The 15,409-nt window shown below is 58.4% G+C and carries 14 protein-coding genes; 6 read left to right on the top strand and 8 right to left on the bottom strand.

Going from position 1 to position 15,409, the window contains the following annotated elements:
• Window positions 1–22: 22 nt before the first annotated feature.
• The 8 genes from BLT55_RS01000 to BLT55_RS00965 form a co-directional block, all read right to left on the bottom strand.
• Window positions 23–682, bottom strand: coding sequence for a DUF799 domain-containing protein (locus BLT55_RS01000; RefSeq protein WP_054999152.1), 660 nt, complete (start codon window positions 680–682; stop codon window positions 23–25).
• Window positions 679–1,056 carry a DUF4810 domain-containing protein gene (locus tag BLT55_RS00995; protein WP_054999159.1) on the bottom strand — a complete coding sequence of 126 codons (378 nt, stop codon included), beginning with the start codon at window positions 1,054–1,056 and terminating at the stop codon, window positions 679–681. Before BLT55_RS00995 ends, BLT55_RS01000 begins: the two co-directional genes overlap by 4 nt.
• A gap of 27 nt (window positions 1,057–1,083) precedes the next feature.
• The gene (locus tag BLT55_RS00990) at window positions 1,084–1,734 is read right to left on the bottom strand and encodes a CsgG/HfaB family protein (protein ID WP_007252975.1); all 651 of its coding nucleotides are present in this window, start codon (window positions 1,732–1,734) and stop codon (window positions 1,084–1,086) included.
• Window positions 1,735–1,982: 248 nt separating this feature from the next.
• The gene (moaE, locus tag BLT55_RS00985; RefSeq protein ID WP_054999153.1) at window positions 1,983–2,429 is read right to left on the bottom strand and encodes a molybdopterin synthase catalytic subunit MoaE; all 447 of its coding nucleotides are present in this window, start codon (window positions 2,427–2,429) and stop codon (window positions 1,983–1,985) included.
• A gap of 2 nt (window positions 2,430–2,431) precedes the next feature.
• Complete coding sequence (gene moaD / locus BLT55_RS00980) at window positions 2,432–2,677, bottom strand: molybdopterin converting factor subunit 1 (protein WP_054999154.1); 246 nt, start codon at window positions 2,675–2,677, stop codon at window positions 2,432–2,434.
• Entirely contained in the window at window positions 2,674–3,159 is a 486-nt protein-coding gene (gene moaC / locus BLT55_RS00975) for a cyclic pyranopterin monophosphate synthase MoaC (protein ID WP_054999155.1), read from the bottom strand. Before moaC ends, moaD begins: the two co-directional genes overlap by 4 nt.
• Window positions 3,160–3,721: 562 nt before the next feature.
• Window positions 3,722–5,116, bottom strand: a complete 1,395-nt coding sequence (locus BLT55_RS00970; protein ID WP_007252971.1) for a PhoH family protein — start codon at window positions 5,114–5,116, stop codon at window positions 3,722–3,724.
• A gap of 294 nt (window positions 5,117–5,410) precedes the next feature.
• Complete coding sequence (locus tag BLT55_RS00965; protein ID WP_054999156.1) at window positions 5,411–6,589, bottom strand: polysaccharide deacetylase family protein; 1,179 nt, start codon at window positions 6,587–6,589, stop codon at window positions 5,411–5,413.
• A gap of 202 nt (window positions 6,590–6,791) precedes the next feature.
• Between BLT55_RS00965 and yaaA the strand changes: the two genes are divergently transcribed.
• The 6 genes from yaaA to BLT55_RS00935 all read left to right on the top strand — a co-directional run bounded on the left by yaaA (window position 6,792) and on the right by BLT55_RS00935 (window position 15,397).
• Window positions 6,792–7,571 carry a peroxide stress protein YaaA gene (yaaA, locus tag BLT55_RS00960; protein WP_054999157.1) on the top strand — a complete coding sequence of 260 codons (780 nt, stop codon included), beginning with the start codon at window positions 6,792–6,794 and terminating at the stop codon, window positions 7,569–7,571.
• 821 nt (window positions 7,572–8,392) lie between these two features.
• Window positions 8,393–9,709 carry a nucleotide sugar dehydrogenase gene (locus BLT55_RS00955; protein ID WP_007252968.1) on the top strand — a complete coding sequence of 439 codons (1,317 nt, stop codon included), beginning with the start codon at window positions 8,393–8,395 and terminating at the stop codon, window positions 9,707–9,709.
• A gap of 100 nt (window positions 9,710–9,809) precedes the next feature.
• A complete protein-coding gene (gene alg8 / locus BLT55_RS00950) occupies window positions 9,810–11,291 on the top strand; it encodes a mannuronan synthase (protein ID WP_007252967.1) in 1,482 nt (493 codons plus the stop codon).
• 40 nt (window positions 11,292–11,331) lie between these two features.
• A complete protein-coding gene (locus BLT55_RS00945; protein WP_007252966.1) occupies window positions 11,332–12,504 on the top strand; it encodes an alginate biosynthesis protein Alg44 in 1,173 nt (390 codons plus the stop codon).
• Window positions 12,505–12,506: 2 nt separating this feature from the next.
• Complete coding sequence (gene algK, locus BLT55_RS00940) at window positions 12,507–13,919, top strand: alginate biosynthesis TPR repeat lipoprotein AlgK (protein ID WP_007252965.1); 1,413 nt, start codon at window positions 12,507–12,509, stop codon at window positions 13,917–13,919.
• Window positions 13,916–15,397 carry an alginate export family protein gene (locus BLT55_RS00935; protein ID WP_054999158.1) on the top strand — a complete coding sequence of 494 codons (1,482 nt, stop codon included), beginning with the start codon at window positions 13,916–13,918 and terminating at the stop codon, window positions 15,395–15,397. Before algK ends, BLT55_RS00935 begins: the two co-directional genes overlap by 4 nt.
• Window positions 15,398–15,409: the final 12 nt, after the last annotated feature.

Here is a 15,409-nt window from a genome sequence, read left to right as displayed (position 1 = left end):
TCAGACGTCAGCAGCGTGACGGTCAGTCAGTGCCGTACTTCGGCGAACGCGGACCATACAGCATGCCGGCAGGCCGCCCTGCAGAGAGCAGACGGTTGCTGGCGATCCCGGCAATGGGATGACCGGCATCGGTCGAACTGTTAATGATCTGTTTGACCGCCGCTGTAATCAGCATGCCCACCATACCACCACCGCTGTTGTTGCCGCCCTCTTCACTGGAAGCCGACGCTGTACCGGTCCACAACGCAGTACCGGTACGCAGATCAACCAGCTTTGCCGTGACCGTCACGACGATCTGGCTGCTGATGACTACGTAACTGGTGCCGTATTGCTTGACCGTGATGTACATCGCGGCATCGGCGCCAAAGATCTCGCGCAGCTTGGCGGGCGATGTGGCCTGAATGTCGTTGGCGTTGGTCAGGCCGTTATTGCGAAAGGTCTCGTCGACCAGCGCCACCGGCAGCACGTAGTAGCCCGACTCGGCCAGCGGATAGGTGACCTGCGAAAAGGTGCTGTACGTCGCCTTGACGTCAGGCGACTCGTTGACCGGCGGCAGCACCAGAATCGAACGCGGTTTGCTTTCCTTGAAGGCCGAGTAGTCCACCGTCGGCGGTGTCACGCAACCCGACAGCAGGGCAACGGCGAACAGGCTGACCGCGATTTTCAGATGACCCAGGTTCATTTGGCGACTCCTGCGTGAGCGTTTTTGAGCAGGAAGTCCATGTACGTGGCTGACTCGGGAAACAGTGTCTTTTCCGTGCGCAACTCTTGCACCATCTGGTCATCCTTGCCGAGGCTGCCATACAACATGCCCAACTGGGCGTGATAGCCCGGCGGTGGCGTTGCGTTGGCGGCACGGATCTTCTGCAGGTCTTCTTCGAGCTTTGCGACCTGCGCCTCCTTGGACTCGCCCTCGCCTTTGAAATACTCGTACACCTCAGGCTGGTAACTGCCCCACTGGTACAAGGTTTTCGGTTGTTCGGCACAACCTGTCACGAAGGCGCCCGCGACTAAAAACAGGACGACACTGCGCAATGAAACATTACTGCTGTTCATGAACACCACAAATTCCCTTTTGAAAGATCAGTTGGCCGTCGGTTTCCAGGCACCGCTGTCGAGCGCACGCACCATGTTGTTGACGGCTTCGCGCATGGCCAGGTCGAGTACCTTGCCGTTAAGTGTCGAGTCGTAGCTGGCAGTGCCGCCAAAGCCGATGACTTCACGGTTGGACAGCTCGTACTCGCCCGCACCCTGCGTCGAATACACCACTTCCGAAGTGCTGATATTGACGATGTTCAGTGCGACTTTCGCGTAAGCAATCTGCGATTTGCCGCGGCCCAGCAGACCGAACAGTTGTTGATCGCCGACTTCCTTGCGACCAAACTCTGTCACATCGCCAGTGACTACATAGTCCGCGCCTTTCAGACGCTGAGCGGTGGATTTGATCGTGGCTTCTTGTTTGATCTCCTCCATGTTGTCGCGATCCAGCACATTGAACCGGTTGGTCTGTTGCATGTGAGTGATCAGGATGGTCTTGGCCTGACCGCCGAGCCGATCGACACCGTCGGAAAAGATCCCGCGCATGTAACTGGAGCGGTTATCGAATTTACCCACGGCAACCGGGTAACGCTTGCCGGCATAGGCAACACCGGCACTTTCAACCTTTGTCACAGGCAGCGCCCGCGAGCTTTCCGTTGCACAACCAGCCACCAGCACTAACGCCGCTGTCGTCATCCCTGAAACCAAAAACTGCTGAAGTTTTTTCACATTCTGCTCCGAGCGATAAAAAACCTGCCCGCAACGTGACAGCCGCAAGGGCAATCACGTTCGGACAATTATTGAATAGAGTGGGCCAAAGCCAGCGCCAGACGCCTTTCGGTGGCCGGCATAATAGCCGGAAGCCATTCGACTGTACTAATTAGATACAATTAGAAGAGCAGATGAACGCAAGGTCACACGTTCAGGCGACTGGCAGGGTTCAACTACCAGCGCTCCGCTGCTCTCTGATCGCTGGCGCGCCCCTCAACCCATTGCGGGCCTTGCGAGGTGTTTTCTTTCTTCCAGAACGGCGCGCGGGTCTTGAGGTAGTCCATGACAAAGTCACACGCTTCGAATGCGGCCTGCCGGTGCGCGCTGGCAACGCCGACAAACACGATAGGCTCACCCGGTTCCAGCGCGCCTGTCCGATGAATGACGTCGACCTTCAGCAATGGCCAGCGCTGCCCGGCCTCTTCGACGATCTTTGCCAGGGCCTTTTCGGTCATACCCGGATAATGCTCGAGAAACATGCCGGACACCTCGCGACCTTCGTTGAAGTCACGCACGTAGCCGACAAAACTGACCACTGCGCCGATGCCCAGATTGGCAGCATGCAGCGCGTTGACTTCAGTGCCGGGATCGAAGGCTGCCGCCTGCACGCGAATAGCCATGATCAGCCTCCGGTCACGGGCGGAAAGAACGCGACCTCATCGCCGTCAGACAGCGGCTCGGTCAGCTTGCACAGCTCCTGATTGCGCGCGCACATCAGGTTTTGCTCAGCCAGGACCTGCCAGCCCTCGCCGCGCTGCACCAGCGTTTCACGCAGCGCATCCAGCGTGGCAAATTCACCTTCGACAGACTCGCTGTCCAGCCCCAACGTTTCGCGATAACGGGCAAAGTACTGCACCTGGATCTTCATGGCGTTGCCTGCACCGGGTCGGCGATGAAATGGCCGCTCTTGCCGCCCAGTTTTTCCAGCAGACGAACCGACTCGATGACCATGCCGCGATCCACCGCCTTGCACATGTCATAAATGGTCAGTGCCGCGATACTGGCGGCGGTCAGCGCTTCCATCTCCACACCGGTCTGCCCGGCCAGCTTGCAGCTCGCGGTAATGCGCACCGCGTCCTCGCCTTCGGCGGCGAGGTGGACTTTGATGCTGGTCAGCATGAGCGGATGGCACAGCGGGATCAGATCGCTGGTTTTCTTGGCAGCCTGAATGCCGGCAATACGCGCCACTGCAAATACATCGCCTTTGGGATGACCACCGCTGACGATCATTTGCAGCGTGGCGGGCAACATGCGCACCAACGCCTCAGCCACAGCCTCACGGGACGTCACGGCTTTATCGGTGACGTCGACCATATTGGCGCGACCCTGGGAATCGAGATGAGTGAGCACAACGTTACTCCTTGGCAGAAGCACGAAGTGTAGAGGGAGTGGCGGTTGGAAGCTATAAGCTGCAAGTGCCCGGCGTTATACGTAGGCTTGAATGGCCGTAGGAGCTTCAGGAGATTACGACGGCTGCGATGGGTTACGGAGCGGCCCTGAAACAGGCTATCTCAACTGTGTCAGGTACACCGAGGCGGCTGGTTTTGCTGCCGGTTCCCGGCAGTTCGCGGACAAGTCCGCTCCTACAGAAACCGAGATATTGCGGACAAACGAAGCGTCGTCCGGTACGCTCGCATGCGTCACTCGGCGTTATACATACGTTTGAAGTGCGCAGAAACCCTGGCTTCTGCCCGAAGGGCGTGGGAGCGAACCGGGCGACGCTTCGCTTGTTCGCGAAGGCTATGTTTCAGGCAATAAAGTATTTGTGAATGTACAGACCTATTCGCAAATACGTTCGCGGCCTTTGGGCAGAAGCAGAGTTTGTGTATGCCAATGAGCGTGGCACATGCAAGCGAGGGGCTCCCGTACACCGGGGTTCCCCCACTTGCAGCTACCGCTTGAAACTGCCGCTCTACAAATGACTCTCCGCGTATTCGGCCAGTATCGAGCGTGGTACACCCTGCAAGGTGATGTGCACGCCGTTCGGGAAGTCTTTGAAGCGCTCCGTCAGGTAAGTCAGGCCGGAACTGGTGGCTGACAGGTAAGGGGTGTCGATCTGCGCCAGATTGCCCAGGCAGACCACTTTTGAACCGGCACCGGCACGGGTGATAATGGTTTTCATCTGGTGCGGGGTCAGGTTCTGGCATTCATCGATCAGAATCAGGCTTTGCTGGAAGCTGCGACCTCGAATGTAATTAAGCGATTTGAACTGCAAGGGCACTTTGCTGAGGATGTAATCGACGCTGCCATGGGTGTTTTCGTCATCCATGTGCAAGGCTTCGAGGTTATCGGTGATCGCGCCGAGCCAGGGCTCCATCTTCTCGGCCTCGGTGCCGGGCAGGAAGCCGATTTCCTGATCCAGCCCCTGAACGCTGCGGGTCGCGATGATCCGGCGATAGCGCTTGGTGACCATGGTCTGCTCGATGGCCGCGGCCAGGGCAAGAATGGTTTTACCCGAACCGGCAGCACCCGACAGGTTGACCAGATGGATGTCCGGGTCGAGCAACGCAAACAGCGCCAGCCCCTGATAGATGTCACGCGGCTTCAGGCCCCAGGCTTCCTGGTGCAGCAATGGCTCCTGATGCATGTCGAGAATCAGCAACTCGTCGTTCTTGACGCCCTTGATCCAGCCCACGAAACCCTGTTCGTCGACAATGAACTCGTTGATATGAACGGCAGGCAGCATTTCATTGAGTTGCACCCGGTGCCAGGTACGGCCACGCTCCTGACGGGTATCGACCTTGTTGACGCGGTCCCAGAACGAGCCGGTCATGTCGTGATAGCCACGCGACAGCAGTGAAACGTCGTCCACCAGCTGGTCAGTGCTGTAATCCTCGGCAGCAATGCCGCAGGCACGCGCTTTGAGGCGCATGTTGATGTCTTTGGTCACCAGCACGACGCTCAAGTCCTTGTTGCGCGCATGCAGGTCGATCAATTGGTTGATGATGATGTTGTCGTTGAGGTGCTCGGGCAACAGGCTGTTGGGTTCCTCGCGCTTGCTCATCAGAATGGACAGAAACCCCTTGAATACGCCGGTGCCGCGATCAATGGGCACACCCTTTTCGACTTCTTCAGGGTTGGCTTCTCCGAGGGTCTTGTCGATCAGGCGAATGGCCTGACGGCATTCGGCGGCCACCGAGTGTTTACCGGCCTTGAGTTTGTCCAGTTCCTCCAGAACCGTCATGGGGATGGCGACGTGATGTTCTTCGAAATTCAACAAAGCGTTTGGATCATGGATCAATACGTTGGTATCGAGCACGTAAAGGATTGGCTGGTTAGTGGAAGGGCTGCGTCCGTGATCATCCATACTCGCTCACCTTTTTAGAAGCCAGGTGACGCAGAACCACGACAGTACTGCGCCACGAAAAGGCCGCCGGATTCTTCCCTTGAGGCAGGGTAGAAATGTCGCTCAAGGTGGGTCTTGGAAGACGCCACCTGTGTTGCAGGTTTCGGCGGTCTGTACTCGTAATACAGCAAAAGGGATGACAGAAAAAAGCTCTTTGACACTTTTTTGAAGTTTATTTCACAGGATGACGAATAGGACTTGGCGGACGTACCCGGCACGTTTAAAGTCGGAAGTCCGCCCGCACCGAATCAGCCTTCACTCCCCGTCCGGCGCAGCCTCTTCGCTGCTCTCCAGCCCTTGTTCCACGGGCGCTTCAGAGATATTCCGGCAGTCATCCCAGACCAACTCGCTTTGCGCGGTATTGGCCAGCAGCAATGGCAGTGCAGACTGCGCCTTGTTGGCCACGTCGTGGAACACCACCGTCCCTTTGCGCCACAGCAGCATCAGCGTCAGTACCCGGTCACCGACCTGCTCGGCCGTGAGCCGGCCGCTGTCGTCCTGAGCGTCGATATTCCACAACGACACGCGCAAGTGCTGGGCGCGGAAGAAGTCGCCACTGTCGGCCCGTCGGTGGCCGTAGGGCGGGCGAAACAGTGGCACGAAGTTATCCGGCAGAACGTGTTGCACCAGAGTGGCACTGCGTTGCACAGAACCCTGCCAGTCCAGCCACTGACTGTGCGAACGGTACTCCCAACCCTGAATACCCACGCACTGCTGGCGATAGACCGATTGCAGGCTGACCGCCGACGTCGCGTCCAGACGCTCTTGCAGACTCTTGCCCAATACAAAGAACGTGGCGTTCATCTTCTGCTGACGCATGAAATCGGCCAGCCAGTCGGTCCCGCCGTCCGCCGGGCTCGGAACGCTTTCGAAATTGAGCATGAATGTGCGATCAGGCATTTCATCGCCGCTCATTTCATCGGAGTTGTAACGCTCGATCTCGCTGCTGGTTTGCGGAAACAGCGCCGCCATGAACAGCAGCTCGTTCAGGTAGCGCTGATGAAACGTCGCCCCCGGCGCGGCCCAGGCGGCATAGAACGAGTCGTTCGCCACCTGATATTCCTCGGCACGCTGACGCAACTGATCCATGTCTTCGACCAGCACACAAAAGTTGGCATCCTCTGCACAGCTCTTCTGTGCCGCCTGGTAGTTTTCCAGCAAGCGCAGCCACAGGCGATGACGGACCACATTCAGCGAAGACACGTTGACGAATCGCAAGCCCAGACGTTGCTTCAAACCTTCTTCGTCGAGTTTTTCGCTGAGGTAAAGCTCGTGGGCAAACGAGAGAATCTCGGCACGCGAAGCGACGTCGAACAACGCAGGCGTCTCCAGACGCTCAGGCCACACGCTGCGGTCGATGGTTGCCACGGCCGGCGCTGCCGCCTGAGCCTGGAACCAGAACAGACTCGCACACACTGCTAAAACAATACGCAAACCCGATGCCCTCTTGATCAGCCTTCAACGCGATGACCGGCGCGCCACTATAGCTGAAATAGCCATGCCTTCTTATGTCGACGCGCATACAACGGCCGCTTTGGGTGCGCAGCTCTGTGTACCGCAGCCTCTATTGCCAGCATTGCTGGAGTCAAGCGCCCTCACCCCCTAGAATCCTGTGACGTTCAAAGGAGACGACTTCATGCTGATGGTGATTTCCCCAGCGAAAACCCTCGATTTCGAAACACCGCCCACAACCGGCCGCTTCACTCAACCGCAGTACCTGGACCACTCGCAGGAGCTGATCGAGCAGTTGCGAGCGCTGACCCCGGCGCAGATTGGTGAACTGATGCACCTGTCCGACAAGCTTTCCGGGCTGAACGCGGCGCGTTTTGGTAGCTGGGACCCGGCGTTCACGCTCGACAACGCCAAGCAGGCGTTACTGGCCTTCAAGGGCGACGTGTACACGGGCCTGCAGGCCGAAACGCTGACCGAAGCGCAGCTCGACTACGCCCAGGGTCACTTGCGGATGCTCTCCGGTCTGTATGGCCTGTTGCGCCCGCTGGACCTGATGCAGCCTTATCGGCTGGAAATGGGAACTCGCCTGGCCAATGCTCGCGGCAAGGACCTTTATGCGTTCTGGGGCACGCGGATCAGTGAATGGCTGAACGAGGCCCTCGCCGAACAGGGCGATGACCTGCTGTTGAACCTGGCGTCCACCGAGTACTTCTCGGCGGTCAAGCGTTCGGCGCTCAAGGCACGAATCATCGATACCGAGTTCAAGGACCTGAAGAACGGCCAGTACAAGATCATCAGCTTCTATGCCAAGAAGGCGCGCGGCATGATGAGTCGCTTTGTTATAGAAGAGCGTATCAATACGCCAGCAGCACTCAGAGAGTTTGACGTGCAGGGCTATCGTTATAACAGCGAACAATCAACACCTGACAAGTTGGTGTTTCTGCGCGATACCGCCGACCACTAACAGCGTCAAAATTGTGTAACAGCTCGCTGTTACACATCCTGAACGCGCGCTTAACAGCCACTAACGACAACATCGTGACGCCAGAGAAACGTCAAAACAAAACCCTCTCGCTCCTGCCGATTTTCTCCTCGAAAAATAATTAATTTTTTTAAGTAGTGGCCTTTTGGTTATCTTGCGCAGTAGCACTTTCATATTAATCCTTGCGTAAGCCCCGTTTTATAAGGCTTTCATCGGGTATCGCGCACTTCCGCTCAGTCCTTTGTCACAGCCTTGACACATCAAAACCTGCAAATCAGGACGAGTGGCCCGGAACTAAATATGATTTCATGCGCTCCTACATCCCGTAACAATTCCGGGCTAACGTGTAAGTGATCACTTACAGGTTGACGGGACGCTCAAGAGGTAATGGCGAAGTACTGACAAGGAAGCCTGGTCCCCAGGAGCCAGTGTCAGTGACCAGAAACACGATCACATCACTAGTTGATGTTTGTAGACGGGCGATACGCCGCGAGGTGTGAAGCGCAGGATTCGACAAGGGCAGCCGCCGCTTTAAACAACGGCTTTCCGACCGAGGTCCGCCATCGATCGTCAGACAGGAGTGGTTTACTGCATCCAAGGAGAGCAGGGCCCTGCCCGCTGGACAGGTCACTTGCCGCTTGCACTTAGTGTCATTTGAGTTCGCCTCGTTATTTGGGCACTCACTCATTAAATATGCCTGCGTTAGTTAGTCGGCTTAATCAGCCGTTACTGCTGACGCGTGACATCTGCTGGCCAAAATTAATATCCAGCCACTTTATGGCGTGAAAATCGAGGAGAATACGATGCGTATCAGCATATTTGGTTTGGGTTATGTCGGTGCCGTGTGTGCCGGTTGCCTTTCTGCACGCGGTCACGACGTAGTGGGTGTGGATATCTCCAGCACCAAGATCGACCTGATCAATAACGGCAAATCGCCTATCGTTGAACCAGGCTTGGAAGAACTGCTGCAAAAAGGCCTTGCTACCGGCAAACTGCGTGGCACTACCGACTTCGCCGAAGCCATTCGCGCCACTGACTTGTCGATGATCTGTGTCGGCACGCCCAGCAAGAAAAACGGCGACCTGGAACTGGATTACATTGAATCCGTGTGCCGTGAAATCGGTTATGTCCTGCGCGATAAAGACACTCGCCACACGATCGTCGTTCGCAGTACTGTTCTGCCGGGCACTGTGGCCAATGTGGTTATTCCAATCCTGGAAGACTGCTCCGGCAAGAAAGCCGGTGTTGATTTCGGCGTTGCGGTAAACCCTGAATTCCTGCGTGAAAGCACCGCGATCAAAGACTACGATCTGCCACCGATGACCGTCATCGGTGAGTTCGACAAAGCGTCGGGCGACGTTCTGCAATCGCTGTACGAAGAACTCGATGCGCCGATCATCCGCAAGGACATCGCTGTCGCTGAAATGATCAAGTACACCTGCAACGTGTGGCACGCCACCAAAGTGACCTTCGCCAACGAGATCGGCAACATTGCCAAGGCAGTCGGCGTCGACGGTCGTGAAGTGATGGACGTTGTCTGCCAGGACAAGGCGCTCAACCTGTCCCAGTACTACATGCGCCCTGGCTTCGCGTTTGGCGGCTCTTGCCTGCCGAAAGACGTTCGCGCCCTGACCTACCGCGCCAGCAGCCTGGACGTTGAAGCGCCTCTGCTCAACTCCCTGATGCGCAGCAACACGTCGCAGGTTCAGAACGCGTTCGACATGGTTGCCAGCTACGACACCCGCAAAGTTGCACTGTTGGGTCTGAGCTTCAAGGCCGGTACTGACGATCTGCGCGAAAGCCCGCTGGTAGAGCTGGCCGAAATGCTGATCGGTAAAGGCTTCGACCTGAGCATCTTCGACAGCAACGTTGAATATGCACGCGTTCACGGCGCCAACAAGGACTACATCGAATCGAAGATTCCGCACGTTTCGTCGCTGCTGAACTCCGACTTCGACCAGGTCATCAACGACTCCGACATCATCATTCTGGGTAACCGCGACGAGCGTTTCCGCGCCCTCGCCAACAAGACCCCTGAAGGCAAGCGCGTCATCGACCTGGTGGGCTTCATGGCCAATGCCACCACCGAAGACGGTCGTGCCGAAGGTATCTGCTGGTAAATCAGCCGCAAGCCACAAGCGCCAAGCTCCAGGCCACGAGCTCAAACCAACTGCTTGCAGCCTGGGGCTTGAGGCTTGCAACTGACTTAGGGATACGATTATGCAGAGGCTCAAGCACGGCCTGCTTCAGGCCGCCGGTTGGCTGTTCTATCTGAGTTTATTAATGGGCCTTGCAGCTGCATTGCCCACCAGTATCTTCGACTCACAGTCGAAGAACTTCATTTTCCTGATTGGCGCTGTGGGTATCTGGCGCTACTCGATGGGAATCACGCACTTTGTGCGCGGGATGATTTTTCTGTACATCGTCTACCCGCACTTGCGCCGCAAGGTTCGCAAGCTGGGCAGCGCGGCAGATCCGTCCCATGTGTTTCTGATGGTGACCAGCTTCCGCATTGATGCACTGACCACCGCCCAGGTGTACAACTCGGTGATCCGCGAAGCGATCGATTGCGGCCTGCCGACGACCATCGTCTGCTCGCTGGTGGAAATGTCCGATGAGCTGCTGGTCAAGAGCATGTGGGCCAAATTCAACCCGCCGGAACGCGTCAAGCTCGACTTCGTACGTATTCCGGGCACCGGCAAACGCGATGGCCTGGCGTATGGTTTCCGCGCCATTTCGCGTCACTTGCCCGACAGCCGTGCCGTGGTTGCGGTCATCGACGGTGACACCGTGCTCAACGAAGGTGTGGTCGCCAAGACCGTGCCCTGGTTCCAGCTGTTCGACAACGTTGGCGGCCTGACCACCAACGAGTTCTGCGAAGTACGTGGTGGTTACATCATGAGCGAGTGGCACAAGCTGCGTTTCGCCCAGCGTCACATCAACATGTGCTCCATGGCCCTGTCCAAGCGCGTGTTGACCATGACCGGCCGAATGTCAGTGTTCCGCGCTACCGTGGTGACCGACCCCGAGTTCATCGCCGACGTGGAAAGCGACTCGCTGAACCACTGGCGCCTGGGCACGTTCAGGTTTCTGACCGGCGACGACAAGTCCAGCTGGTTCAGCCTGATGCGTCTGGGTTACGACACGTTCTACGTGCCGGATGCGGCGATCAACACCGTAGAGCACCCGCCCGAGAAGAGCTTCCTGAAAGCCAGCCGCAAGCTGATGTATCGCTGGTACGGCAACAACCTGCGTCAGAACTCGCGCGCACTGGGCCTAGGCGTTCGTCGTCTGGGGATTTTCACCAGCATCGTGCTGTTCGACCAGCGAGTGTCGATGTGGACCTCCATCCTCGGCCTGACCGTCGCCCTCATTGCCAGCTTCAAATATGGCGGTGCGTTCCTGCTGATGTACTTGCTGTGGATCGGCATGACTCGCCTGATCCTCACCCTGCTGCTGTCCTTCTCGGGACACAGGATCGGGCCTGCCTACCCGATGATTCTCTATTACAACCAGATCGTCGGCGCCCTGATGAAGATTTACGTCTTCTTCCGCCTGGACCGCCAGTCCTGGACGCGCCAGGACACAAAACTCAGTCGCGACATGGCCAGCTTCCAGGGCTGGTTCAACACGTGGTCGTCCCGAACCATGACTTTCTCGGCTGGCACCATCTTCGTCGCCGTGCTGTTGACGATGGTTTGACCGGGCCAACGGATTAATTGCTTAAGTAGGAAAAATAGCCATGAATACAGCCGTGAATGCGAACGTCGTACATGAATCCGAAGCCCAGCGCCAACACGCCCGGATCAAGATTCCTGCCAAGCTGCGCCTGCTGAATGATCAGCCCAACGCGCCGCTGGTAAGGGTCGAAGACCTGTCGGCCGGTGGCCTGAGTTTTGTTGCGCCGTCAGGGCAGAAATTCAGCGAAGGTCAAATCGTCAAAGGCCGCCTGCAGTTCATCATCGACAACCTTGGCCTGGCCATGGACGTCGACCTGCAAGTGCGCTCGATCGACAACTCCACACACCGGATCGGCTGCCAGTTCCAGAACCTGGAACCTCAGGACATCGCCACCCTGCGCCACCTGATCACCTCGCACCTGTCCGGCGAAGTCGTCACCCTGGGTGAAGTACTTGCTACGCTGCAGCGCGACAATTTCACCAAGGCTCGCAAGGTCAAGGGCAAGGACAGCGGCATGAGCGCTCTGGGGCGTCTGCGCGCTGTGACCTTCAGCCTGGGCATCTTCATTGTCGGGCTGGCGGCGTTCGGCTTCATCTTCAAGACCGTCTACGGCCTGTACTTCGTCAGCCACGCGTCGGCCGGTCTGGTGTCGATTCCGAGCATGGACGTCACCATGCCCCGCGAAGGCACCGTGCAGAGCCTGGTGGGTCCGAACGGCGAAGCCACCAAAGGTGCGCCACTGGCAACCTTCAACACCAGCATGCTGGAAATGCTCAAGGGCAGCCTGACCGGTGAAGACCTGCAGCCTGCCAAGATCGAAGAGCTGTATGGCAAGCAAATGAGCGGCACCCTCACCAGCCCGTGCGATTGCGTTGTCGGTCGTCAGCTGGTGGCCGATGGTCAGTTCGCATCCAAGGGCCAGGTGATCTTCCAACTGGTACCGCGCAACGCACCGGCGACCGTTGAAGCACGCTTCACCTATCGCCAGTTCAACGACGTCAAGCCAGGCACCCGTGTCAGCTTCCAGATCGCCGGCGAAGACCAGCTTCGTACCGGCAAGATCGTCAGCAGCACCAACCTGAGCAACACCGATCTGTCCACCGACATCCGCGTGCAGATCCAGCCTGACGAAACCCTCAGCAGCTCACTGGCCGGTCGTCCTGTCGAAGTCGTCAGCGATCGCGGTCCGTCCGTGAACTGGTTGCTCGATAAAGCCATGGCTGCGGGTCTGTAACCATGAGCAGCCCACTACGACGCCTGTCGACCCCCACGCTACTGAGCCTCGCCGTCGCGCTCGGCCTGAGCGGCTGTGCCGGCCTGCCTGATCAACGCCTTGCCAATGAAGCCCTGAAAAACGGTGACACTGCATTGGCGGAGCAGAACTATCGGCAGCTGGCGGACCTGGGCTACAGCGATGCACAGGTCGGCCTGGCCGACATTCAGGTAAGCACCCGCGACCCGGCCCTGCTCAAGCAGGCCGAGGCCACTTATCGGGCCGCGGCACAGACTTCGCCTCGCGCGCAGTCGCGCCTTGGCCGCCTGCTGGCAGCCAAGCCAGACGCCACCGAAGCCGAGCACCGCGAAGCCGAAGGCCTGCTGAAAAAGGCTTTCGCCAATGGTGAATCCGGCACGCTGATCCCGCTGGCCATGCTGTATCTGCAATATCCGCACACGTTTCCGGACGTGAACGCGCAGCAGAAAATCAGCGAGTGGCGTGCCGCCGGTTATCCGGAAGCCGGTCTGGCGCAAGTGCTGCTGTACCGCACTCAAGGCACTTACGCGCAGCATCTGGATGAAGTCGAAAGCATCTGCAAGCAGGCGCTGGCAGCCACTGACATCTGCTACGTCGAACTGGCCACTGTCTACCAGACCCGCGGTCAGGCCGAGCAACGGGCGGCGTTGATCGAAAAACTCAAGAGCGAGCACGCGGCAGGTCGCGTCAACGCTCAGCGAGTCGACAGCGTTGCGCGCGTATTGGGCGACGCCACCATCGGCACGCCGGACGAAAAAACCGCTCAGCAATTGCTGGAAGGCATCGCGCCGGGCTACCCGATCTCGTGGGTCACGCTGGCCAAACTGCTTTACGACTTCCCCGAACTGGGCGACGTCAACAAGATGATGGAATACCTCGATAACGGCCGTGCAGCGGATCAGCCACGTGCCGAACTGTTGCTTGGCCGCCTGTATTACGAAGGCAAGTGGGTCACACCTGATGCATTCAAAGCCGAAGAACATCTGAAAAAAGCCACCGCGACGGAAATCTCCGCCCATTACTACCTGGGGCAGATCTATCGTCGGGGTTACCTGGGTCAGGTCTACCCACAGAAAGCCGTCGACGAATTGCTGACCGCCGCCCGTGGTGGCCAGAACAGCGCCGACTTCGCCCTCGCTCAGCTGTTCTCGCAGGGCAAGGGCACCAAGCCTGATCCGGTCAATGCCTGGGTTTTCGCCCAATTGGCGCTGGCCAGCCAGACCCCGCAAGCCACCGAGCTTGCCGAGGCCCTCAACACCCAACTGCCGCCTGAAAAGCTCGCCACTGCCAAAGACCTGTTGGCCCGCGAGCAAAAAGTCCGGGGCGCTACCGCCACTCAGAACACGATGGCGATGCAGGCCCTGCAAGAAGAAAAAGACGGTGAGGAAGCACTATGAAGTTGAATCCCCTGATGGCCGCCGGCATGGGCCTTGGCTTCACCCTGTTGTGGGCCTGCCCGACGCTGGCAGCGCTGACCGAACAACAGAATTTCGGTATCGAAATCAAAGCCACGGCACAGGCCGAGGATGATCGCGATCTGGGCACCCGTTCGGGCGGCGACGTCAACGGTGTGGGCCTGGACGTGCGCCCCTGGGTGTATGGCGAGCGCGGCGACTGGAGCGGTTATGCCATGGGCCAGGTGGTCACCGCCACCGACATCATTCAGACCGACCCGCTGGAGCAGAACAACGCCGACGGCAGCGGCACGCAAACCTCGCGCGGCACCGCCAGCGAGCGTGAAGCCGACAAAACCTACGCGGCCCTGCGTGAATTCTGGATCGGCTACAGCGGTTTCACGCCCTACCCCGGCGAGATCCTGAAAGTCGGTCGTCAGCGCCTGCGTAACGATGACGGTCAATGGCACGATACCAACATCGAGGCCATCAACTGGTCGTTCGATACCACCCTGTTGCGGGCTGAACTGGGCGCTGCCCAGCGTTTCAGCGAATACCGCACCGACCTGACCGAACTCGCGCCAGACGACGAAGATCGCAAGCATTTGTTCGGCTCGGTCAGCTATCAGTGGACACCGGGCCACTGGGCTGGCATCCGCGCGCATCACAGTGCCGACGACGGCAAACTCAAGTCGCAGGGTCAGGTCCTCGACGATCTCGACAAGACCTCCAATGGCGACCTGACCTGGGTAGGCCTGCAGGCGGACAGCGACGCTTACAACTATCGCAGCAACATGAATCAGCTCAACTACTGGGGTAGCCTGACCTGGTTGGACGGCACGCGCGACGAGATCGGCGTGACCTCGCCCGGCAATGACCAGTTTATCGCCGGCCCCAAGACCAGCCGCGACATGAACGGCTGGGCCACCGACCTGGGCCTGCGCCTGCGTCTTGATCCGCAATGGCAAGTCGGCGCGGCCTACTCGCGCGCCAGCAAGGATTACGTCCAGAACGGTCTGGAAAGTAACCGCTCCAACTGGACAGGCACCCGTTCGCGCATTCATCGCTTCGGCGAAGCCTTCCAGGGCGAAATGGCCAACGTGGAAACCGGCTCGCTGTTCGCCTCCTGGCAGATGAACGAGGAATATGACGCCTCGCTGATCTATCACAAATTCCGTCGTGTCGACGGCAACACCGGCATCGGCGGTTCGGGCATCAACGCGGTCAATGACAACCGCGACGGTACGTTCAGCTCGCTGCCCCTGGAAGACGGAAGCAAGGACCTGGGTCAGGAAATGGACCTGGTCGTGACCAAGTACTTCAAGCAAGGCCTGCTGCCCGCCTCGCTCAGTCAGTCGTTCGATGAACCTTCGGCACTGGTGCGCTTGCGCGCAGGTGTCTTCAAGCCCGGCGACGCCTATCAGAGCAACGTGGACAGCTACATGCACCGCGCTGTCGTCGACGTCATCTGGCGCTTCTGATGCGAACCGCCA

It is taken from the genome of Pseudomonas cannabina, assembly GCF_900100365.1.
Taxonomy (GTDB): Bacteria; Pseudomonadota; Gammaproteobacteria; order Pseudomonadales; family Pseudomonadaceae; genus Aquipseudomonas; species Aquipseudomonas cannabina.
This window is presented reverse-complemented; position numbering and strand designations above follow the sequence as displayed.